The organism is Acidimicrobiales bacterium (genome assembly GCA_022452145.1).
Lineage (GTDB): Bacteria > Actinomycetota > Acidimicrobiia > Acidimicrobiales > MedAcidi-G1 > UBA9410.
Genome location: JAKURY010000011.1, coordinates 15,629 through 38,325, shown reverse-complemented (window position 1 = coordinate 38,325; position 22,697 = coordinate 15,629). Strand labels below are relative to the sequence as shown.

21 protein-coding genes are annotated in these 22,697 nt (G+C 68.6%); 12 read left to right on the top strand and 9 right to left on the bottom strand.

Annotation, left to right across the window (positions count from 1 at the left end):
- Positions 1–41 precede the first annotated feature (41 nt).
- The 8 genes from MK177_05650 (at position 42) to MK177_05615 (ending at position 9,797) form a co-directional block, all read left to right on the top strand.
- Positions 42–1,316, top strand: coding sequence for an aromatic ring-hydroxylating dioxygenase subunit alpha (locus tag MK177_05650; protein MCH2426802.1), 1,275 nt, complete (start codon positions 42–44; stop codon positions 1,314–1,316).
- 3 nt (positions 1,317–1,319) lie between these two features.
- The gene (locus MK177_05645) at positions 1,320–2,609 is read left to right on the top strand and encodes an FAD-dependent oxidoreductase (GenBank protein ID MCH2426801.1); all 1,290 of its coding nucleotides are present in this window, start codon (positions 1,320–1,322) and stop codon (positions 2,607–2,609) included.
- Positions 2,609–2,857 (top strand): sarcosine oxidase subunit delta, encoded by a 249-nt coding sequence (locus MK177_05640; GenBank protein ID MCH2426800.1) that lies wholly within the window; start codon positions 2,609–2,611, stop codon positions 2,855–2,857. The genes MK177_05645 and MK177_05640 overlap by 1 nt, the downstream gene beginning before the upstream one ends.
- Complete coding sequence (locus tag MK177_05635) at positions 2,854–5,706, top strand: 2Fe-2S iron-sulfur cluster-binding protein (GenBank protein ID MCH2426799.1); 2,853 nt, start codon at positions 2,854–2,856, stop codon at positions 5,704–5,706. Before MK177_05640 ends, MK177_05635 begins: the two co-directional genes overlap by 4 nt.
- Entirely contained in the window at positions 5,699–6,280 is a 582-nt protein-coding gene (locus MK177_05630) for a hypothetical protein (GenBank protein ID MCH2426798.1), read from the top strand. The genes MK177_05635 and MK177_05630 overlap by 8 nt, the downstream gene beginning before the upstream one ends.
- An 87-nt stretch (positions 6,281–6,367) precedes the next feature.
- Positions 6,368–7,771: an amidase family protein gene (locus MK177_05625; GenBank protein MCH2426797.1), complete on the top strand. Its 1,404-nt coding sequence runs from the start codon at positions 6,368–6,370 to the stop codon at positions 7,769–7,771.
- A 167-nt stretch (positions 7,772–7,938) separates the two neighbouring features.
- A complete protein-coding gene (locus MK177_05620; protein ID MCH2426796.1) occupies positions 7,939–8,424 on the top strand; it encodes a thioesterase family protein in 486 nt (161 codons plus the stop codon).
- The gene (locus MK177_05615; GenBank protein ID MCH2426795.1) at positions 8,421–9,797 is read left to right on the top strand and encodes an MFS transporter; all 1,377 of its coding nucleotides are present in this window, start codon (positions 8,421–8,423) and stop codon (positions 9,795–9,797) included. The genes MK177_05620 and MK177_05615 overlap by 4 nt, the downstream gene beginning before the upstream one ends.
- Before the next feature lie 22 nt (positions 9,798–9,819).
- Here the strand turns inward: MK177_05615 and MK177_05610 are convergent, their stop codons facing one another.
- From MK177_05610 to MK177_05590, 5 genes are read right to left on the bottom strand one after another with little or no spacing between them, the layout of a single operon-like run.
- Entirely contained in the window at positions 9,820–10,350 is a 531-nt protein-coding gene (locus tag MK177_05610) for a hypothetical protein (GenBank protein ID MCH2426794.1), read from the bottom strand.
- A 55-nt stretch (positions 10,351–10,405) separates the two neighbouring features.
- A complete protein-coding gene (locus MK177_05605; GenBank protein ID MCH2426793.1) occupies positions 10,406–12,022 on the bottom strand; it encodes an FAD-dependent oxidoreductase in 1,617 nt (538 codons plus the stop codon).
- Positions 12,023–13,582 carry a hypothetical protein gene (locus tag MK177_05600; GenBank protein ID MCH2426792.1) on the bottom strand — a complete coding sequence of 520 codons (1,560 nt, stop codon included), beginning with the start codon at positions 13,580–13,582 and terminating at the stop codon, positions 12,023–12,025.
- Positions 13,583–13,606: 24 nt separating this feature from the next.
- Positions 13,607–14,389, bottom strand: coding sequence for a TauD/TfdA family dioxygenase (locus tag MK177_05595; GenBank protein MCH2426791.1), 783 nt, complete (start codon positions 14,387–14,389; stop codon positions 13,607–13,609).
- Positions 14,386–14,880, bottom strand: a complete 495-nt coding sequence (locus MK177_05590; GenBank protein ID MCH2426790.1) for a MarR family transcriptional regulator — start codon at positions 14,878–14,880, stop codon at positions 14,386–14,388. The genes MK177_05595 and MK177_05590 overlap by 4 nt, the downstream gene beginning before the upstream one ends.
- 141 nt (positions 14,881–15,021) lie before the next feature.
- On the opposite strand from MK177_05590, the gene MK177_05585 reads away from it, so the two are divergent.
- The gene (locus MK177_05585) at positions 15,022–15,810 is read left to right on the top strand and encodes an alpha/beta hydrolase (protein MCH2426789.1); all 789 of its coding nucleotides are present in this window, start codon (positions 15,022–15,024) and stop codon (positions 15,808–15,810) included.
- A gap of 21 nt (positions 15,811–15,831) precedes the next feature.
- On the opposite strand, the gene MK177_05580 is transcribed toward MK177_05585, so the two are convergent.
- The 3 genes from MK177_05580 to MK177_05570 all read right to left on the bottom strand — a co-directional run bounded on the left by MK177_05580 (position 15,832) and on the right by MK177_05570 (position 18,664).
- A complete protein-coding gene (locus tag MK177_05580) occupies positions 15,832–16,104 on the bottom strand; it encodes a YciI family protein (GenBank protein ID MCH2426788.1) in 273 nt (90 codons plus the stop codon).
- 22 nt (positions 16,105–16,126) lie between these two features.
- Positions 16,127–17,389 carry a flavin-dependent oxidoreductase gene (locus MK177_05575; protein ID MCH2426787.1) on the bottom strand — a complete coding sequence of 421 codons (1,263 nt, stop codon included), beginning with the start codon at positions 17,387–17,389 and terminating at the stop codon, positions 16,127–16,129.
- 69 nt (positions 17,390–17,458) lie between these two features.
- A complete protein-coding gene (locus tag MK177_05570; protein MCH2426786.1) occupies positions 17,459–18,664 on the bottom strand; it encodes an MFS transporter in 1,206 nt (401 codons plus the stop codon).
- 116 nt (positions 18,665–18,780) lie between these two features.
- On the opposite strand from MK177_05570, the gene MK177_05565 reads away from it, so the two are divergent.
- Together MK177_05565 and MK177_05560 are read left to right on the top strand one after the other, a co-directional pair.
- Positions 18,781–19,647, top strand: coding sequence for an SMP-30/gluconolactonase/LRE family protein (locus MK177_05565; protein MCH2426785.1), 867 nt, complete (start codon positions 18,781–18,783; stop codon positions 19,645–19,647).
- Positions 19,644–20,564: a TauD/TfdA family dioxygenase gene (locus MK177_05560; protein MCH2426784.1), complete on the top strand. Its 921-nt coding sequence runs from the start codon at positions 19,644–19,646 to the stop codon at positions 20,562–20,564. The genes MK177_05565 and MK177_05560 overlap by 4 nt, the downstream gene beginning before the upstream one ends.
- A gap of 25 nt (positions 20,565–20,589) precedes the next feature.
- Here the strand turns inward: MK177_05560 and MK177_05555 are convergent, their stop codons facing one another.
- Positions 20,590–21,111 carry a nitroreductase family deazaflavin-dependent oxidoreductase gene (locus MK177_05555; GenBank protein ID MCH2426783.1) on the bottom strand — a complete coding sequence of 174 codons (522 nt, stop codon included), beginning with the start codon at positions 21,109–21,111 and terminating at the stop codon, positions 20,590–20,592.
- Positions 21,112–21,240: 129 nt separating this feature from the next.
- Between MK177_05555 and MK177_05550 the strand changes: the two genes are divergently transcribed.
- Positions 21,241–22,677, top strand: coding sequence for a sulfatase (locus tag MK177_05550; GenBank protein MCH2426782.1), 1,437 nt, complete (start codon positions 21,241–21,243; stop codon positions 22,675–22,677).
- Positions 22,678–22,697 lie beyond the last annotated feature (20 nt).

Below are 22,697 nucleotides of genomic sequence, written 5' to 3'. Positions count from 1 at the left end.
CGTCGTCCCGCCGTAGCCGGTGAGCCGCGGCACCCGCGCCTATGAGCACACGAAACGAAGCGCTGAGCGCCACTGCTGCATCCCCCTGGGCTTCCGAGGAGGCCTGGGTCGGTACCCGTCGCCCCATGCTGGAGGCACACGCCCTCCCGGCCGCCGCCTACGCCGACCGGTCATTCTTCGACGTCGAGCAGGAGCGGGTGTTCGCCACCTCCTGGGTGTGCGTCGGCGTCCACGACGAGCTGGACGCACCGGGCAGCGCCATCGTGCGCACGGTGGCCGGGCGATCCGTGATCGTCACCCGCAATGCCTCGGGTGAGCTGCGGGCGTTCCTGAACGCCTGTCGACACCGGGGCACCGAACTGCTCGCCGAGGACTGCACCCTGGGCCGCACCATCCGTTGCCCGTACCACCGATGGGGCTACGACCTGGACGGCGACCTGGTGGCCACTCCACAGTTCGCCGAGGCGGGCGTGGACTGCTTCGACCCGGCCGACTTCGGCCTGCACACGGTCCGGATCGCCACCTGGCAGTGCCTGCTGTTCGTCTGCCTGTCGGACGAGACGCAGCCGATCCACGAGTGGTTCGGTGACCTCGGCCAGCGCCTGGCCGGCTACCGGTTCGCCGACTGGCGCAGCCACCACACCCTGACCATGGAGATCGACGCCAACTGGAAGCTCGTCTCGGAGAACTTCCAGGAGTACTACCACCTGCGCTGGATCCACCCGGAGCTCGCCAAGGTCTCCCGGGTCCAAGACCACTACCGCTACCAGGGCGGCGGAATGTACTGCGGGCAGACCACCACGCCGATCTCCAGCGACGAGCGAGGCGACTGGGTGGCCATGCCGCCTGCCGAGGGCCTCGACCCGTCCAACTCGGCCAGCGGTCGGTTCATCGCACTGTTCCCGAACGTGCTGCTCAGCATCCTTCCCAACCACGTATTCGTGATGCGCCTGGACCCCGTCTCTCCGGGCACCACCCGCGAGACCTGTACCTGGCTGCTGCCCCCGTCCACGGACTACGTGGCCGACGAGGACTTCGCCCTCACCCGGGACTTCTGGCTGGACGTCAACGCCGAGGACATCGACATCGTCCAACGGGGACAGCGGGGCCTGGCAAACGGCGGCTACACGCCGGGCCGCCTGTCCCCCCGCTTCGAGGAACCTCTGCACCGGTTCCACAACATGCTCGCCGACCGGTTCAACGCGATCTCCCGGATCCCCGACGGTGACGAATCAGACGACCAGCCGCTCTACGGCACCGGGGTCAACCCGCTGCCGTGGCGCACGTTCGAGAGCCAGGCAAGGAAAGGGAATTAGCCCATGGGGAAGCGACCCCCGAAGTACTCAGCAGGCGCGCTGATCAAGCACGGCCTGACACGAGGCGACTGGCCCAGGATGTGGCGCCGCCCCGAGATGCGTGACTCCTACGACGTCGTCATTGTCGGCGCCGGCCTGCACGGCCTCGCCACGGCCTACTACCTGGCCGCGAACCACGGCATCACGAACGTGGCCGTGCTCGACAAGGGCTACGTCGGTGGAGGCGGGTCGGGCCGAAACACCGCCATCGTGCGCTCCAACTACCTCACGCCCGAGGGTGTGGCCTTCTACGACCGCTCGCTCGAGCTGTACCGGACAATGGCTACCGACCTGAACCTGAACATCATGTTCTCCGAACGAGGCCACCTCACGCTGGCCCACACCGACTCCGCGCTGCGCACCATGCACTGGAGGGCCGAGGTCAACAAGCTCCAGGGCATCGACTCCAGCGTCATCGATCCGCAGGAGGTCAAGAAGCAGGCACCCAGCCTCGACGTCTCGGCGAACACCCGCTACCCGATCCTGGGGGCACTCCACCACCCGCCAGGCGGCATCGTCCGCCACGACGCAGTGGTCTGGGGCTACGCACGCGGTGCCGACCACCACGGCATCCACATCATCCAGGAGACCGAGGTCCTCGACATCAACGTCGAGGGCGGCTCCGGCCCTGGTGGCAAGGGCCCCGGTGGCAAGGTCACCGGCGTTAGGACCAGCCGCGGTGACATCAGCGCTCCGATGGTCGTGAACTGCACGGCCGGCTGGGCGTCGCTCATCTCCAACATGGCCGGCGTGCCGCTGCCCATCACCACCCACCCGTTGCAGGCCGCCGTCACGGAACCCTGCAAGGTGTTCCTGCCGACCGTGGTGGTCTCCGGATCGCTGCACGTCTACGTCAGCCAGACCGACCGCGGCGAGCTCGTGTTCGGCGCATCGGTGGACCCGGTCGGCACCTACCGGGTCAACGGCACACTCGAGTTCACAGAGGAACTTGCCGGTCACGTGCTGGAGCTCATGCCGGGCATCTCCAAGATGCGCCTGCTGCGCCAGTGGTCGGGGTTGTGCGACATGACCCCGGACTATTCACCCGTAATGGGATTCACGCCCGTCGAAGGCTATTTGGTCGACGTCGGCTGGGGCACCTACGGATTCAAGGCCGGGCCGGTGGCCGGCGAAACCCTGGCGGAGACGATCGCCACCGGCCGCACTGCGGACCTGATCTCCCCGTTCGGAATCGAGCGCTTCACCCACGGAGACCTCGTTGGTGAAAAGGGCGCTGCGGCGGTGGGTCACTGATGATCGTTGTTCCATGTCCAAACTGTGGTCCCCGGAACTCCGGCGACCTCCGGAACTGCGGCGAGCTGATGGCCCGCCCCGATCCCTCGACGACATCGCTGGTCGAGTGGCGTGAATACCTCTACATGAGGGAGAACCCCGCGGGCTGGGTCACCGAGACCTGGTACTGCCGGGGCGGATGCCGCCGGTACTTCACCATCGAGCGCAACACCGCTACCAACGAGATCCGCGGTCAGGAGGCGTCATGAGCAACCGGCTCACCGCCCAGCCGGGCGAGGTGATCGACAGGTCCTCGAGCCTGTCCTTCACCTGGAACGGAAAGACCGTCACCGGCTTCGAGGGCGACACCATCGCCTCGGCGATCGCCGCCGACGGCGCCGACGTGTTCTCGCGCAGCATGAAGTACCACCGCAGGCGCGGCATCCTGACCGCCGACCACTGGGATCCGAGCCTGTTCGTACAGGTCGGTGACGAGCCGAACGTCCGCGCGGGCAGCCGCCGCCTGGAGGCCGGCATGGTCGTCAGCGCCCAGAACGTGTGGCCCAGCCTCAGGTTCGACCTGGGTGCCGTGAACCAGCTGGTCGGGCGCTTCCTGTCCGCGGGCTTCTACTACAAGACCTTCATGCGCCCCGCCTTCCTGTGGCCGGTGTACCAGAAGGTCCTGAAGAAGTTCGCCCCGGGTGGCGAGATCCACTGGAAGACCAGCAAGCACGGCGCCTACGACAAGAGGTACGTCCACCCTGACGTCCTCGTTGCCGGTGGCGGCCCCGCCGGCATGGGGGCTGCGCTGGCCGCCGCCGATGCCGGTGCATCGGTCCTCCTCGTCGAGCAGTACGGCGACCTGGGGGGCCACCTCCTCTGGGGTGATGACGCCCAGCGGGCCAGGGGCGCCGAGTTGGCGGTGGCCTGCCGGGCACACGCCGGCATCGAGGTCCTCGTGGACTCCACGGTGACCGGCCGCTACGACCACAACTGGGTCGCCATCATGCAGCGGAGCCACGCCATTGCCCCCGAGCGCCTCATCAAGGCTCGGGTCGGCGTCCTGGTCGTCGCCCCCGGGCTGGTTGAGCGTCCGTACGTGTTCGCAGGCAACGACACCCCGGGTGTCATGCTCTCCGGTGCCGTACGTCGGCTCATCAACATCTGGGCCGTCAAGCCGGGGAAAAGGGCAGTGGTCCTGAGCGCCAACGCCGACGGTGACGCTGCGCTGGCCGACCTGGAGCGGGTCGGCGTGGAGATCGTCGCCGTGCTGGATGCCCGAAAGGGCGAGAGAATCGTGTCGGTCGAGGGACGTGGTCGGGCCTCGAAGGTCACCGTGAGCGACGGTCGGACGCTTGACGCCGACCTGGTGGTAACGGCGACCGGTTGGACGGCGCCCACCTCGCTGCTGAACATGGGCGGTGACCGGCCCGTGTACGACGCATCGGCGGCCCGCTACTTCTCCAACTCCCTGCCCGACAACATCCTGGCCACCGGTGGCATAGCCGGTGACGGGTCCACCGCCGAGCTGACTGCCCATGGTCGGGCCACCGGCGAGTTGGCGGCCAACCGTGCACTGCGACGACGCCACGACCGGGTTTCGCAGACCTCCCGGGCAGCCACCCCCACATGGGAGAAGCCAGCCGAACGGGTCGACAACCGGACCCCGCTGGCCCGTGTGCCGCATCCCGAGTGTTACCGCAGCACCACCCACGGCATGGTCGACTTCTCCGAGGACGTGTCCTCGAAGGACCTCGTCCAGGCCTCAAAGGAGGGTTTCGACTCCATCGAGCTCATGAAGAGGTACACCACCGTGACCATGGGTCCCTCCCAGGGCAAGTTGGAGACGGTCAACGCCGCATCGGTCCTGGCCGAAGCCAACGGCGTCTCCATGGCCGAGATCGGCACCACCGTGTGGCGCCCGCCGTACGCCCCCATCTCGCTGGGTGCGCTCGCTGGTCGGATCCACGAGCCGGTGCGCCGTTCCGCCCTCCAGGACTGGCACGACGCCCACGGCGCCTCCCCGCTGTTGGCGGGACAGTGGGTCCGTCCGGACCACTACGGAGACGCCATGGCAGAGGCGGCCAACGTGAGGACCAACGTCGGCCTGATCGACGTGACCCCACTGGGCAAGCTGGACCTGCGCGGCCCCGACGTCTCCAAGCTCCTGGAGCTGGTGTACGTGAACAAGTGGTCGAAGCTGGACGTCGGCCGGGTCCGCTACGGCACCATGGTCGCAGAGGACGGCGTCGTCTCCGATGACGGGGTGACCGCCCGCCTGGGCGAGGACCACTGGCTGATGACCTGCACCTCGTCAGGTGCCGGAGCGGTCTGGGAGATGCTGGAGGACTGGCTGCAGACGGCCCACCCCGAGTGGGACGTGCACGTCACCGCGGTGACCGGCGGACTCACCAGCATCAACGTGGCCGGCCCGAACTGCCGCACGCTCCTGGAACGCATCGTGGAGGGAGTCGACCTCTCGGGCGACGGCTTCCCGTACTTCAGTGTGCGCCGCGGCACGGTGGCCGGCGTGGCCGACTGCATCATCTGGCGGATCGGCTTCACCGGGGAGCTCTCATACGAACTACACGTGCCCTCCGGCCATGCCCTCCACGTGTGGGAGACCCTCCTGGAGCAGGGCGCGGACCTGGGCTGTGCGCCGTTCGGCGTCGAGGCTCAGCGGATCCTGCGCCTCGAGAAGGGCCACTACATCGTGGGCCAGGACACCGACGGCCTCAGCAAGGCACCGACGGCCGGGCTCGGCGGCCTCGTCAAGCTGGACAAGCCGGACACCATCGGCCTGCCCGAGCTGAAGGCCGCCTATGAGCGGAGTGACCTTCCTATCCTGGTCGGCCTCCAGACCGACGATCCCGCGATCGTCCCGACGGAGGCCTCCCAGATCGTGGACGGCGACACGGCCAGGATCATGGGAAGGATCACGTCCAGCCGCATGTCGCCGAACCTGGGGAGGTCGGTCTGCCTGGCGCAGGTGGATCCCTCGCTGGCAGCTGCCGGCACGTCCGTCACCGTGCTGCTCGCCGACGGACGGCGCGTAACTGCCACCGTCCAGGAGCACCACGCCCACCTCGATCCCGAAGGAGCACGCCAGCGTGTCTGAGATCACCTTCAAAAGCCCGGTGGACGTCGGTCCGCTCACCTCCCCCGACGGGAGCGTGACGGTGGCCGACGCCGCCTCCACCACCAAGGTCCAGGTCAGGGCAGGCACCGATACGTCTGCAGCCGCGGCCCTGGGCGTGTCCTACGGCAGGAGCCAACGCCGGGCCGACGGTGCGCTGGTGTGCGGGACCCGTCCCGACGAGTGGACCATCTACGGCGATGCTGGCCAGGCGGGTGCCATCTCGGCGACGATCCCCACCGAGGGCTTTGTCACCGTCATCGACATCACCCACGGTCGGGCCATGCTGCGGATCAGCGGCTCCAACACAACCTCGGTGCTGAACAAGATCTGCAACCTGGACCTGGGTGACGAGCTGACCCCGAACGGCGCCGTCTTCTCGGCATCGGTCGGCAACGTGGGCTGCGACCTGGTACGAGACGACCAGGGAGGCCAGCCGTCGTTCCTAATCGGCTGTGAGCGCTCCTTCGGGAAGTTCCTCTTCATCGCTGTGGCCGATGCCTGCACCGAGTTCGGGCTGACGGTCCCCGCCGGTTGGGAGCTCCACGGCCACTAGGCCCGTGCTCCCGGTGGCATGAACTCCGGCGCTCAGGTTCCGGTGGCGAGCGGTCCATCGACCGGTGTGCCCTAGGGTGCGCCGGCGATGGACCTCGCCGGCTTTTCCGCCACCGAGCAGAAGGCGCTGCTGGACGCCGGTCGGGCATCCTGCCGCGAGTTGCTGGCCTCCTGCCGGTACCGGGCGGAACTGACCGAGCCGGTGGTAAACGCCATCCCGACCACCGACTGGGAGACCGCCGAGGCCCTCGCCGGACGCCTCGACGACGACCCGGAGCTGTCGGCCGGGGCGCCGCTGCGGGGCCTTGTCACCGCCCACAAGGACCTGGCCGACACGGCCGGCGTGCGGACCACCTACGGCTCGCCAGTCTACGCAGAGCACATCCCCGAGGAAGACAGCCCACTCGTCGCCCACCTGCGAGGTACGGGGCTGGTCTCGATCGGCAAGACGAATACCCCGGAATTCGGCAAGGGATCCCACACCTTCAACCCGGTGCACGGCCTGACCCGCAATCCGTGGGACCCCGCCAAGAGCGCCGGCGGTTCCAGCGGGGGGGCCGCCGTAGCCCTGGCCTGCGGATCGGTCTCGGTCGCCGACGGATCCGACCTGGGTGGCTCCCTACGCAACCCAGCCTCCTTCAACGGCGTCGTGGGTTTTCGCCCCACCTCCGGCGCCATCATTCACGACGTGGTCCGTGATCCTCGGATCCGGCAACCCATGTCCGGGCCGATGGGTCGAACAGTGGCCGACGTGGCGCTCCTGCTGGGCGCCATGACCGATCAGGTGGTCGCCCCGGATCCTGCCAGCGAGAGGCCCCGGGTGGCCTTCTCCCCCGATCTGGGGGACCTCCCCTTGGATCCCGAGGTGCGTGCGGCGACCCGGAATGCTGCGGACATGCTGGCCGATGCAGGCTGGGACATCGTGGAGGCCTGCCCCGACCTGACCGGCGCCGACCGCTGCTTCGAGGACCTCCGCGGCCTCTCCATGGCACTCAGCTTCGCCCATCTCGTCGACGACGACCGGGTAAAGGAGACGGCCCGATACGAGATCGGTCTCGGGCTGGCGATGGGCGTCAACCGTATAGCCGAGGCGGTCGAGGCCGAGCAGCACCTACGGGCGAGCTGGGGTCGCTTCTTCGCGGTGGGCAGTTTCGACATGCTCCTGAGCGCCACCAGTCAGGTTCCGCCGTTCCCGGTCGGCATCGAGTGGGTGGAAGAGATCGACGGCGTCCACTTCGACCAGTACACGCACTGGATGCGGTCCTGCTCGCGGATCACAGTGCCCGGCGGTCCGGCCGTGTCGGTTCCCGCTGGCTTCACGGCCGACGGACTCCCTGTCGGCGTCCAGCTCGCCGCGCCTCGGGATCACGACCACGCCCTGATCGCCTTCGCCGCAGCCGCCGAGGAGGTGTTCGGCCCCTGTCCGGCCCCGGACCTGGGCGCCCTGGCAGTTCTTGACCCTGCCACCCTTCCGCCGGGGCCCCTGGGGTAACGGCCCACACCCACCGGTGTGTCCGATGACCCCGGGATGGTGATTGTCCCGGATCCCGGCACGGTCGTAGATTGCGCGCGTCAGCGCCACCTCTGGTGGCACCACCCCATCGCCCGCGGCCTCCCCGGAGTCGTGGTCGGTACGGCCGGACTGTGGAGGTCAGGTCGATGGCAGCATCCCCCGAGCCGCTCCGGATCTGGCGAACCGTCGTACCGGCCGAGTGGATCGACTACAACGGGCACCTGAACGAAGGCTTCTACGGCGTAGCGTTCGGCGACGCCTCCGACGCCCTGCTTGACCACCTCGGGTTCGGTCCTGACTACCGGGAGGCCCACGGGACCTTCTACACCGTGGAGACCCGTATCCGCTTCCTCCGCGAGGTGGAGGAAGGCTCCGAGATCCACACGGAGACACTTCTGCTGGGCGCGGACGAGAAGCGCCTCCACGCACACCACGCCCTGTTCTCCGGTGAGGATCCCGATCCGGCGGCCACCCAGGAGACCATGATGCTCCACGTGACCGACGGTCCCGACGGCCCCACGGTGGCACCCATGGCCGAACCGGTGCTGGGCAGGGCCCTGAGCCTGGCGGCCGCCCACTCTTCGACCCCATTCGGTGACCATGTGGGTCGGGGCGTCAGGACCCTGGGGTGAACATCGCGCCGGCCGGGGGGTCGGCGGCGGGCACGGGCCGGAACTCGGCGGTCTCATCCCTGCTCGGCGTGTGGGCCCTGTTCCTGGCATTCCTGTTCCTGCAGGTCGGAACCGGCCTCCAGCGGATCCTCCTGCCGATGCGGGCCGAGTCAGAGGGGTTCAGCGCCGGATCCATGGGCATGGTCATGGCCATCCACTTCGCCGGCTACCTGCTGGGCGCCAAGGGCATCATCAGGGCGCTGGCGTCGGTCGGACACATCCGGGTCTTCGCAGCCCTGGCATCTACCGCGTCGACCGCCGTGCTCGTCAACGCCGTTCTGGTGTTCCCCGCGTCCTGGGCCGCCGTGTACTTCGTGGGCGGAGTGTGCAACGCGGGTGTGCTCGTCATCCTGGAGAGTTGGCTCAACGATCGGGCCACCAACGAGACCCGGGGCAGCATCCTCGGCGCCTACATGATGATCATGATGGGTGGGACGGCCATCGGCCAGTTGCTCCTGAACGTCGGCTCTCCCGACGGCTTCGAGCTGTTCGTCCTGTCCTCGGTCCTGATCTCGCTGGCGGTGGTGCCGGTGACGCTCTCGGCGTCCACGGCCGCTCCCGTCCCGAGCAGCGACCCGATGCCCCTCCGGGAGCTCTACCGGACCATTCCGGCCGCAGTGGTGGGCATCATCCTGTGCTCGTTCGTCCAGGCGGCCTCCACCTCAATGGCTGCCGTGTTCGGTACGGAGTCGGGCCTGGGTGCCGGCCGCATCACGCTGTTCACCTCGGCTGCCGTCATCGGCGCCATCACCCTGCAGATCCCACTCGGACGCCTCTCTGACCGCTACCCGCGACGCGCCGTGATCATGGTCACGGCCGCCACGTCCTGCGGTCTGGCCGTCATCGGTGCCCTCATCTCGGCCTCCAGCGTCGCCATCATCGTCGTCAACATGGCGTTCGGTGCGTTCGTCTTCCCTCTGTACGGCCAGTTCGTGGCCCTCGCCAACGACTGGGTAACTCCCGAGAAGCGCGTGGCCGCCGCGTCGACCCTGGTGCTGGCGTCCAGCTTCGGCGCCATGGCCGCCCCCATGGGAATCGGCATGGCCCTCGAGGCCTTCGGACCCTCCGCCTACTTCTGGTCTCTGGCCGTCTGCCTGGCCGTCCTGACCGTCTACCTCGCCTACCGCGTGCGGGTCCGCCAGGCCGTACCGGTCGAACGCCAGTCCACCTTCCAGCCGATCCTGGCCCGGTCCGGCGAGATCGCCCACTCGGTGGGCAGGTGGGTCCTGCATCCCCTGGCCGGTTGGCAGCACCACCACCACCGGCACGAATGCGAGATCGACGAGCGGCACCCCAGCCACTGGACCTGGCCCAGCGACGGCGCCGGAGGCTGAACGGCCCACGGCGCCGGGTCGGTCAGTGGATGCGTGTCCAGCGCTCCTGTCGGGCACCGGAGGCCCCGTCGGCCGGACGGTTGTCAGCCGGCCATTCGCTATCCCGCAGCCAGGTGATCCGGCCGTCGGCGCCCTCGGCGTTCGTCCAGCCCTGACCCGGCCAGGCCGGTGTTCCCTCCGGCGCGGTGACTTGCAGGAGGAATGACCAGCCGGGCAGCCAGTCCGCTGGCGTATTCGGTGGTGCGTCCCACCGCTCGAAAGCGTCCTTGCCGACGGTCAGGGCCGCCGTGGTGTCGTTGACCGGTCCGTAGTCGACGAGCGTCTGGAGGCGGGCAACTTCACCCAGGAACCAGGCGTGGTTCTCGTAAGTGGTAGTGGCCAGAATGGCTCCCGGGTGGTCGCCGTCGGTACGCCGCCACCCGGTCATCTCCAGGCCGGTGTGTTCGTTAATCCACGCCAACTGGCAGACGAACGCCGCCATCCCGTCGTCGAGATGGTCCGGGTGGATCCACCGCCGTCGCTGGAAGAGCTGCACGCCGCCAGTCTCACCCACCAAAGCCGGCTTCCCGAACCGGCCGGCCGTTCAGACCAGGCGACGCATCACGATGCTAGTGGTGACCACTGGCGGCCCCCAGGATCCCCAGGGCCCGCTGCACGGCACCGTCGGCGGCGAGATCGGCCTCCCGTTCCACCTGGGCCAGCATCGTGCGACGCCTCAGGAAGTCCTCGGGTTCGGTAATCCGCTCGTGGTCGGCCATCACCCGCACCTCAGCCTCGGTGAGCGGCACGAGGCCACCCATCGGGTCACCCATCAAGCGGTCCTCGGCCACCAGCTCCAGGGCCTCGAAGGCACGCATTCCCTGCCTACGCCACAGGGTGGCAGCCACCACGGGATCCATGCCGAGGCCCGCCGAACGCTCCGTGAAGCGGCGCCGGGCAGTCCGTCCCGGTTCCCCGTACCAGCGTGTGGGCGGCGTCATCGGCTTCAGCCCACACGACCGGGCGGCATCGACCACCTCTTCGCCCACGTTCAGGCAGTCGGAGAGCTTGCCACCCAGGATCGAGACCACGCCCAGCCCCTGGTGGACCTCCACGGCATGTTCCCTGGACAGCTCGGTCCAGTCCCGCCCCTTCGAGGAGCCCTCAGGCGCCACCACCAGGGAGCGCACCCCGCAGCGCTCCGCGATCACATCACCTCTTCCCAGGGGCCGGGGCATGTCTATCCGCTCGTTGATCTGGGCCAGCAGGAACGCCCTGTCCTCGTCGGTGACCGCCACGGCCGGATCCTCTACCGGGGTGTCGGTCGTCCCAATGACCGACCGGTCCCCCATCGGCAGTATGTAGAACAGGCGCTCGTGGTCGTCGTAGAAGGCCAGGATCCGACCGGAGTCGGTGATCCGGCGTACGACCAGGTGAATGCCCTTGGAGAACACCAGGCGGTGCCGGGTGCTCGTGCCCGTCAGGCGGCCCACGTCCGGGACGTACGGCCCACCGGCGTTCACGACCATCGTCGCGGTGGCCTCCAGATCGCGGCCGCCCGCCACGTCCCGCAGGCTGACCCGCCAGCCGTCCGTGGCATGTGATGCGGCTAGCACCTCCACCCGGTTGGCGATGACCGCACCGTGGCGGGTGGACTGCAGTGCCATCTCGGAGACGAACCGGGCGTCGTTGTCGACCAGCAAGAAATCCGAGTACTCGATACCGCCCCGCACCATCGAGGTGTCGACAGCCGGTTCGAGGCGCTCAATGGTCGCAGCGGACCGATGCCGTGGCGGCTGGGTGGCGAGCCTTCCCAGTCCCCAGTACGCCACGGCGCCAAGCGAGGCGAACCACGGCGGGAACGGCGCGCCGTGGTCCAGGGCGGCCAGGAACCGGGTCTCGAGCAGTCGGGTCGGAAACGCCTTCGCCAGCCGGTTCCGGGAATCACACAGGCCGGCTACCAGCCTCAGGTCGCGGCTCTCCAGGTATTTGAAGCCGCCCCACACCATGCAGGAGGACTCCTGGCTGGTGCCCGAGGCGAAGTCGTGTCGCTCCACGAGGGCGACCCGCAGGCCGTGGGATGCCAGAGCCAGGGCCGAGACGGCGCCGTTTATCCCGCCACCCACCACCAGGGCATCGAATACCCCTCCGTCCAGGGCTTCGAGCGCCTCGACGCGCCGATCCGGTGGCCGTTCCACGGGTCTGTTGTAGCCGGTCCGCAGCACTGTCACACGGTTGCCTCGCATTCAGCGCAGGATCCGGGTCTTTCCGAAGATGCTGCCGAAGAGGACCCGCCCCTCCTCGTCGAGGTGGACCCCGCCTCCGAGGGTGTTGTACCTGGAATCACCCAGCACCCAGTGCCCACGGGCCCCGCCGGTCGTCCAGTCCAACGCCTCTATGGTCCAGCGGCCGGCCCTCGTCCCACACGTGTACACGGTGTCGGACCCCTGGCTGACATACGGCACCGAGTTCGGCGAGCTCACCACGGTGTTCACCCAGGCCTCCCGGAACTCCCGGGCCTCCGGATCCCATTCGTACTTGTGCAGGCCGAAGGGCGTGTACTGCTCGTGGTGGCCAAGGAAGAAGCACAGCAGTCGGGCGCCACGGGCCGGAAGCCAGTCCGGGCGGGAGCCCGGCTCGTTGTTGACCGTCATGGCCCCGTACCCGGACACGGTTATCGACTGCTCGGTCTGGATGGCCGGCAGGGCCGGATCGCCCATGTTGGCCGGCCCGATTCCGGCGATGCGACGTGACGGGGCCCCCGGGAGCTGCGTCCAGTCGTCGGGGATCCGACCGCGCCAGAACAGGGTGATGTTCACCACCTCGTCGCCGTCGCCTATGACCACGAACCGGTCCTCGTCGGGGCCGAATCCCATGAGCGACGGTGTGGTGCCCGAGCCGTGACCGGTCCCGTTGCGGTAGGCCGCACTCCAGGCGCCATCCACCTCGTCCAGGGAGAACCTGTCACCGGTCCAGACCACGCGGTGGGTGTGGTCCACCGAGCTGATGTAGATGCCCCCTGCGTCGTCGCAGCACAGGCTTGTCCGTACCCAGCCGTAGCCGGTGTTGCCCCGTTGGGCCTCCATTCGGGCGCAGTGGTCGGCCGCCTCCTCGGCGGCGCCGGGAATCCGGATGGCCACGTGGTCGGAGAAGTCCCGGGCCAGACTGACCAGCCAGCCGTGGTCGGTGGACAACACCAGTCGGCCGTCCGGGGTCATGTTCACCCCGACGAAGAAGCCCTCGATCCCATCGGGCTTGTCCCAGCGTGCCTTCTCGACGATCGCCGACGAACGGTCTCCGGGATCCACTTCGGCGTACGCGACCGCGCAGGACTTGCGGCCCAGGAACAACGTGTTGTCCAGGTCCAGCAGGGCGTAGACGCCATCCAGGCCAGTCATGAAACGGGAGGCCAGGTCCACGGCGTGGCCGATGGCCTCGTCGCCGGACAGGTCGTCCAGCCCGGCGACGCCCGCTTCCCACTCCTCCCTCGTGGACGGATCGCCGTCCCCGACGTCGAGGGTGGACAGCACCTCGAGGGTTTCGTAGTCCAGCTTGACCACTCTCTCGCGACCGTTGCTCCAGATGACGCGCCGCCCGTCGGGATACTCGCCGGAGATGAGGCCTCCGAAGTGACCCGGGCCCAGCCAGGTGTGCTGCAAGTCCCCGGTGCCCAGCACCTCGCCGACCTTGGGGCCTCCGGCCGGCAACGCCCCGGCGATGGGCGTGCAGTCCTGCTGGTCGCAGCGGCCATGGGCAATGGGGTTCTGGCTATTGGCCAGAAATGGGTTGCGATAGCCGACTGTCACGGGTCCCCCGGAACGAGGCCCGGCTCAGGCGGTCATCGGTCCACCGGCAAGGTGGACCCGCTCAACGACCCGCTGGCCGTCGAAGTCGAACAGGGCATAGTGCTGCGTGCTGCGGTTGTCCCAGGCCACCACGTCGCCCTCGGCCCAGGTGTGCCGGTAGGTGAACTCCGGCCGAGTCACGTGGCGGAGCAGGAACGGGAGGATTGCCAGGCCTTCCTCGGGCGGCAGATTGATGATGCCCCGGGTGAAGATGTCGTTCACGAAGAGCAGCCGCCGGCCGGTCTCCGGATGGGTCACGACCACCGGATGGACGGCCTTGGCGTCCGCTGTCTGTTCGTGAAGGGCCTTCCGACCGTCCAACAGGCCCTTCATGCCGTTTGAGAGGTCGTCGTAGGCCGCGCAGCAGTTCGTCCACATCGTGTCTCCCCCGGTCCCGGGCGAGGTTCGCATGCAGAGAACGGCGGCGCTGGGGATTACGTCTCGGAAGGTCCCGTCGGTGTGCCACTTGTCGGCCTTGTAACCGCCTGCGCTGTCGAACCGGCAGATCAACGGATGGTCGGGGTGCCTCGGCAGGTGAGCCTCCGGTTCGACCGGGTCGCCGAACGCTCCGGCCAGGCCGATGTGCTCCTCGGGCGTCGGGTGGAGCCCCCTCATGACGACAACGTGGTGGTCGAGCATCGCCCGGTGAACTTCCCGCCGGGCCGTGCCATCGGACAGCAGGAGCCCCAGGTCGGCATCCAGCACCTCGACGCCGATGCGTCCCGACAGTGGTCGGAGTCGAAGGCCCATGGTCGTGCTGTCGGTCATGGGCGTGTACTCCCCGGTCCTGGCGCGTGCCGATCTGAATGGTGCCTCCACCAGGCGCTCGACGCGATGCCCTGCAGTCGCTCGTAACCCCGCATGAGGCCCCGTACGGCGGCCAGGCCGGCGTCGTCGTCGATGTCGGCGAATACCAGGTTGTAACGGTCGACGAGGTCGTCGAACTGGAGGTCGTGTGCGGCGGATCCTGCCTCCGTGAGGGCGACCAGGAGACCACGACCGTCGGCCGGGTCCGGTAGGCGCTTGATCCAGCCGCGCCGCTCGAGTCGTCGCAGGGTGGCGGTGAGACCACCCGAGGTCTGGACGATCCACTCCCTAATGAACGTCGGGCTGACTGCCTCGGCGTCGTTGTTCGCCAGCAGCATCAGCACCACCGCCTCGGCCGACGTGCAGGAGTGTCGTCGGTGGTGGTCGGCCAGGAACTGCTCGTTCAGCCGCCCGAGGCGGGTCAGGAGGAGCCCGAGGGTCGCCGTCGGCATGTCCGGAGGGTACTCCGATGCTATCTTGCTGGCAAGGTACCTGGTGTTGCGCGGCTCCCAAACTGCGGGTTCACCTACAGAACGTTGCCGACGGTACGGTCGACCAGTCGTACCGACATGATCCACCAGAGGAGACATGCCATGCCCTTTGCCGACGTGAATGGCCAGACCATCCACTACCTGGACACCGGCGGCGACGGGCCAGCCATCCTGCTCAGCCACGGCTTCACCATGGGCCATGAGATGTGGGTCCACCAGGTGGGACCGCTGAGCGGAGCCGGATGGCGGGTCGTCACCTACGACGAGCGGGGCTGGGGGCAGACCGCTCACACCGAGCCCTTCGACTACTGGGACCTTGCCGGTGACGTGCTCGGACTAATGGACCACCTTGGCATCAACCGGGCGGTGCTCGGCGGCATGTCCCAGGGCGGCTTCCTGACGCTGCGGGCCGCCCTCACCGCCCCCGAGCGGGTCCGGGCCATGGTCCTAGTCGACACCGAGGCCGAGACCCTCTCCGACGAGGACCGGGTGCAGTACCAGGGACTGTTCGACGCCGCAAGCGCCATGGGCCTGACCGGCGAGATCGGTGACGCCCTCGAGATGACCCTGTTCGCCCCCGGCTACGACGACGCCCGCTACTGGCGGGGCAAGTGGACCTCCAAACCGATCGCCGCCTGGGTGGGGGCCAAGAACTGCCTCTTCGAGCGGGACTCGATCGTCGACCGCCTCGGGGAGATCACCTGTCCGAGCATCGTCTTCCACGGCGACGCCGACATGGCCATCCCACTGGAGCGGGGGCGCCTCGTATCGGAATCGCTCTCAGGACCGTCAACCTTCGTGGTCGTGCCCGGCGCCGGCCACACCAGCAACCTCGAAGCGCCCGACGTGGTCAATCCGGCCATGCTGGACTTCCTGGCCGGCCTCGACTGACACGTGAGCACGGGGCCGCCCTCAGGTACCCAGGATGGGCCTGAAGCCTGTGATCGTGACCCGTTCGAACAGGCCTGCCACGGCGTAGGGATCCCCGGCCGCGAACTCCTCGGCCGCCTCCCGGGAGTCGACGTCCAGGACGATCAAAGAACCGCACATCCGGCCGTTGTCTTCCAGCAGGGGTCCACCGTAGAGGACGTCGAAGCCTCCGACGTAGGCCAGGTGCTCCGGCCGGGTCGCAGCGCGGAGGTCACCGGCATCGGCTCGATCCAGGGCGTGGATCACGTGGGGCATGGGGTACTCCTCGGCTCGGCGTTCAGGTGGGGGTTCGATCGTGGGACAGGGCCTGGAGTGTGGCCAGGTCGAAACCTGCCAGCTCCTTGTAGGCGTTCGCCTCGTGCTCCAGTTCACCGGTGGGAACGCAGGTGTGCCGGTCGCGACAGGAACGATCGCAGCGCTCCTCCACCCACTGCATGACCCGCTCTGGGCCGGCCTGGCGGTTGGCGAGCACGAGGCGGCTGGTCGGTTCCCGACGGTCCGCGTCATAGGACTCCAGCGCAGCGGCGACCCCGACGTCGGCAGACAGGGCGACAGCCAGAGCCTCGCCGTCCAGGATTGCCTGGCTGGCGCCATTGCTCCCGTTGGGCCGCATCGGATGGGCTGCGTCGCCCAGCAGGGTCGCCCGGCCGTAGCTCCACCGTTCCAGCGGATCCCGGTCGACCATGGGGAACTCGTAGGCAACCTCGGTGGACGATAGGAGCTCGCCGACGTGGATCCAGCCGAAGTCCCAGTCGGCGAACCAGGGGGCTATGTCGGCGGGATCGACCGCCGCATTCCAGTCGGCGGTGGCGACGTCGACGTCCACCGGGCGCTCGGCCACCCAGTTGGTGAGGACGGTGCCACCGGGTTCGACGGGGCCGCGGATCGGGTACACGACGGCCTTCTGCCGGTCGTGGCCGGCCATAAACATGGTCCTTCCGTCCAGGAACGGCGGCGCCTCCACGGCACCCCGCCAGAGCACCAGCCCCGAGTAGCGGGGCGGACCCTCGTCGGACACGAACGAGCGGCGCAGCGCCGAGTGCAGTCCGTCGCAGCCGACCAGGGCCTCCCCCTCGTACTCACCGACCAGGACGCCCGAACGACGATCCACGAACCGGGCCAGCACCCCGTCCTTGTCCTGGTCGAAGCCGTCGAGGTGGTGGCCCGTGAGGATTCGGTCGGGTCCGAGGGTCCGGCGTACAGCATCGAGGAGCACCATCTGGAGGCGCCCCCGGTGGATCGAGTACTGGGGCCATGGATTGCCGGCAGCCAGACCACGGGGCTCTGACCAGATCAGGACACCGTCGTCTGAGCAGAACCGCAGCTCGGAGGTGGCCACCGCGGAGGCCGCCAGATCCGACTCCAGACCCAGGTCGTGGAGCACCCTCACCGAATGGGGCAGCAAGTTGATGCCCACACCCAACTCCCGTGGCTGGGACACGGTCTCGAAGACCGTCACGTCGTGTCCAGCCCGATTCAGGCACAGCGCCGCGACCAGCCCACCTATGCCACCACCGGCGATCAGGATGGAGCGACCCATTCTCAGGACCCGCCCGCCACAGCGAAGTCGAGGTACTCCGGGGTGGGCAGAACCTCCATGGTTCGGAACCTACGACCCGGAGCTACCCGTACCGACACCCGTTGACCGGTCCGAGGTCTCCCCCACCACGGTCAAGAGCCACAGCACGCCCGCGACCATGACGACCGTGAGAGCGACAGCCGCAGCCCCCAGGCCCAGTGCGTCGGCCACTACGCCGACCAGCAACGGGCCCATGATCCGTCCCGTGTCAATGAGTACCGAGACGGCCGCCAGGAACGAGGCGGTTCCCTCCACGGGCGCCACGTCGCTTCCGAGGGTGAACAGGGAACCCGAGCTGAGGCCATTGCCCACCCCCATCACCACCCCAGCAACCAGCACACCGGCCGAGGTGTCGGCGGATGCCAGGAGGAGGAACCCGGCGGCCAGGAGGCCGTAGGCCGGGACCATGGCCGCCAGGCGTCCCAGGCGGTCCATCACGTATCCCGACACCGGAAAAAGGAGCAGGTCCGCCGCATAACCGGCGGCCACGAGTGCACCGATCGCCGAGGGGCGGAGACCCAGGGCCACCCCGACCAGCGGGAGTATGACCATCCGTCCCTCCCGGGCTGCCATGGCCAGCGCTCCGAACACGCCGACCGCCAGCAACGGTCGAGTCTCGTTACGGACCACGGTCGCCAGTCCCGGTCCGCCCGCACCGGTCGGCACAACCTCCCGCTCCGGCCGACGAGCGGTCGGGATGACTGCCGGAAGCCCGATCGCCGCTCCTAGGCCTGCCGCCGCGATGGTCCACCGGCCGCCCACCAAGTCGACCAGCACTCCCCCACATGCGGTTCCGACGAGGACCGAGAGGCGCATGGAGCCACCCATCATGGACATGGCCCGCCCCCGTAGCCACACGGGAATGCGGCGGGTCAGGTCAGCCTGGCGGGAGAGCATCACCCCTATGGAACCGACGCCGAACGCCAAGTGGCCCAACCCGAGCACGAGAACGTGTCCGACGAGGGCCATGGTGGCCGAGGCGACGACCATCAGAGACAGTGACCCGGTGGCCACCCGCGCCGGGCCCCAGCGGTCGGTCGAGCGGCCGACAAGCCACGCACCGGCCGCGGCCCCGGCACCTCCTGCGCCGACCACCACGCTGGTCGCCACGTACCCGTATCCCCCACCGAGCAGCCAGATGGGGAGAGCCACGAGCAAAATGCTCATACCGAGGCTGGCCGCCATCCACGGTGCGTAGATGGGCCAGACGTGGGGCGAGAGTGATCGGAAGCCCATTCGGACGGAGGCTAGACGGGCCTCCCACCTCGAGGCCCACCTTCTCCAAACACCTGCACCGGCCGTATGGTCGGCGGTGCACACAAGTGGCCGGCGGCTGCAACACGCCGCCTGCGATGGACGCCTCGGAGGTCATCGTGTCGGAACTTGAGCTGCTGGTCGACGGCCTCGACTTCGGTGAGGGGCCCCGCTGGCACGACGGGCGCCTCTGGTACAGCGACTTCTACCAGAGCCGCGTGTACGCGGTATCTGCTCTCGGGGAACGCGAGACCATCCTGGACCTGGGCACGGAGCAGCCGTCGGGCCTGGGCTGGCTGCCGGACGGCTCGCTCCTGGTGGTCGCCATGACGACGCGACGGGTCCTTCGCGTAGTGGACGGCGATGTCACCGTCCACGCCGACCTCTCGGAGATCGCCACCTGGCACTGCAACGACATGGTCGTGGCCGCCGACGGAACCGCCTATGTGGGCAACTTCGGATGGGACATCGAGCATGACCGGGGCCATCCCCGGTCCGCCACCCTCGCCGTCATCGGGCAGGACGGCGCCGTCGAACCGGGTCCGGACGACCTGCTCTTCCCGAACGGCTCGGTGATCACTCCCGACGGCGACACGCTCATCGTCGCCGAGACCTTCGGGGCCAGGTTCTCCGCCTTCGCTCTGGATGCCGACGGGCGACCCGGGGAACGTCGCGAGTGGGCGTCGGTGCCAGGTACCGCCCCCGACGGGTGCACCCTCGACTCCGGCGGGGGAATCTGGTTCGCCGACGCCGCCGGGTCCGGCGTAGTCCGGGTACTCGAGGGTGGCACGGTCACGGATCGCATGCCCACACCCCAGCCGGCCTACGCCTGCACCCTGGGTGGCGACGACGGACAGACCCTGTTCATCGTCACCGCCCCGGGCGCCGGATCCGACCGGGCGGGTTCCGGTGACGGCTGCATCTGGACGACCCTCGTGGAACACCCCGGAGCCGGCCTCCCATGACACACGGGATCACCATCACGCCGGTCACGCCGGTGCTGGGTGCAGAGGTCCGGGGGATCGACCTGGCCGAGGGCGTCGACGACGCCAGATTCGCCATCCTCCACCGGGCGTTCCTGGACCATGGCGTGCTGGTGTTCAGGGAGCAGACGACGATGGCAGCAGCGGCCCAGGTGGAGTTCGCCCTACGCCTCGGGCCACTCCACGAGCATCCGGCGGCCCCCGCCGAACACGAGAACCCGGCCGTGTTCCTCATCCGGACGCACCGCGACTCCCCCATCTCCAACGGCAACGGCTGGCACTCCGACGTCTCCTGTGACGAGGAGCCACCGTCGGCCACCATGCTCCAGGTCCACGTGCTGCCCGCGGGGGGCGGCGGGGACACCCTCTTCGCCGACATGGAGGCCGCCTACGCCACCCTCCAACCGGAATTGCGGCAACGCCTGTGCCGCCTGTCGGCCCGCCACGGCTCGGAGCACGTCTACCGGGGTCGCTACGCCGACAGGGGTGCCGTCGATGAGGGCACCGCCTATCCCCAGGCGCTCCACCCGGTGGTCCGGACCCATCCCGAGACCGGCCGGCGGAGCCTCTTCGTGAACCCTTCCTTCACCGTGGGGATCGAATGCCTGGATGAGGCCGAGAGCGACGACCTGCTGTCCCACCTCCATGCACACTGCGCCCGGCCAGAGTTCCAGATTCGCCTCCGCTGGGAACGCAACGACGTGGCGTTGTGGGATAACCGCCGGGTCCAGCACTTCGCCATCTGGGACTACTGGCCTGACGAGCGGCGCGGCCACCGGGTAACGGTGCAGGGCGACCGACCGTTCTTCGATTCCGACGGCGAGGAACCGCCACCGTCGCCGCTACGGATGTCAATCGGCCGGCTGGCCGGACCTGTACCGGACCGGTACGGGCTGTAACGGTCCCGGTCCCGGCCGACCGGGATCAGTCCGTGATGGCCTCGGTTTCGGCCAGCCGGACCAACGGAATCACCCGATCCGTCTTCGCCTGGTAGTCGGCGTACCAGGCCCGGTCCTCAAGCAGGGCTGCCCACAGGGCGTCACGCTCGGGGCCGCCGTCGAGCACCACGTGCTCGGACCAGAACATGCCACCCTGTATCCGGACCTTCACCCGGGGATTGGCCTCACGGTTCCGCAGGTTCAGGACCCACGACGGGTCGCTCGTGGAACCGGCGAACGAACCCACAACGATCCGGTGCCCGTCGGCGTCCCGCCAGAACGGCAACGCCACCTTGTGCTCATCGCCGGACCGTCGTCCGATGGTGTGGAGCAACACGTGGTGCATTCCTGCGACGCACCAGACCGCATCGTCGTCGGACATCTCCATGCCCATGACGTGTCCCCGCGAGATCTCGATTATCTGGTCATGGGACGGCGTCTCCCATTCCATCTCCACCTTCTGGCTGAGCCCCTTCTGGCTGGATTCCTGGCTGGATTCGTTCGTCATGGCCGCCGACCGTAGCCCCGCCGAATGGTCTCGACCCGACCCGGCGGCCATGGCCCGAACCGGCATCCGGGTCCCGGTTGGGCCGTCGAGGTTGTCAGCCACGACAATCGCTTCGACCACGGAGGCACGATGGCCCGTCGACCGAACGTCATCCTCATAAACTGCGACGACCTGGGTTACGGCGACCTCGGCTGCTACGGGTCGACGCAGCACCACACCCCGGCCCTGGACCGGATGGCCGACGACGGGGTCAGGTTCACCGACTTCTACATGGCCTCTCCGGTCTGCTCGCCCAGCAGGGCCGCCATGCTCACCGGCAGCTACCCCCTGCGGGTCGGCTTCGGCGGCAGGAGCATCGACAACGCACCGGTTCTCTTCCCCGGGCAGGCCCACGGGCTGCATCCCGACGAGATCACCATCGCGAGGCTCCTGCAGGACGGCGGATACGCCACCCGCCTGATCGGCAAATGGCACTGTGGGGACCAGCCCGAGTTCCTGCCGACGCGACACGGCTTCGACGGCTGGTTCGGGCTCCCGTACAGCAACGACATGGGTCGGCAGGCGTGGCCCGACGAGGATCGTCCGTACCGGGAGATCATGGCCCGGCTCGGCACACCGGTGCCGGACGACGCCCCGATGCTGCAGGAGCGACCTCCGCTACCCCTGATGCTGGATGCCGAGGTGGTCGAGCAGCAGCCCGACCAGGCAGCCCTGACCGAGCGCTACGTCGACGACGCCGTTCGATTCATCAGGGCCAACCGCGACCGTCCGTTTTTCCTCTACCTGGCCCACATGTACGTCCACCTGCCGATCTACGTCCGGGACCGCTTCGTGCAGGACTCCCGGAACGGCCGGTACGGCGCGGCAGTGCACTGCATCGACTGGTCCACCGACGTCCTCCTGGCGGAACTGCTGTCGGCTGGCATCGACGAGGACACCGTGGTGGTGTTCACGAGCGACAACGGTGCCCTGATCCGCGACGGTGGCGGAAGCAACGGCCCACTGCGCGCCTCCAAAGGAACGACATGGGAGGGAGGCCAGCGGGTCCCCTGCATCGTCCGCTGGCCGGGCACCGTGCCATCGGGTCGGGTGGTCGCCGACGTCGCCAACGCCATGGACCTGTACCCCACGATCGCCGGATGGTGCGGGGTGGCGGTCCCGGACGACAGGACGCTGGACGGTCGGGACCTGGGAGGGCTGCTCTCCGGGGGCGATGGCCCCGGGACGAGGCCCTTCTTCTACATCCTGGGAGGCAACATCGAGGCCGTTCGCCTCGGTCGCTGGAAACTCCACGTCCGCAAGTGGACCGACGAGCGGTTCCGGCTCTACGACCTGGAGACTGACATAGGCGAGCGCCATGACGTACTCGACGAGCAGCCGGAGGTGGTGGCCGACCTGCTTGCCCTGATCGATGGCGGTCGGGCCGACCTGGGCGATGACGCCACGGATGTCGTGGGCGCCGGCGTCCGACCGGTCGGGCGGGTGACGGGTCCCGTCACCCTCACGAACTTCGATCCCGATACCCCGTACTTCATGGCCGAGTACGACCTGACAGAGCGGGGCTGAGCTCTCGCCATGGCGGAAGG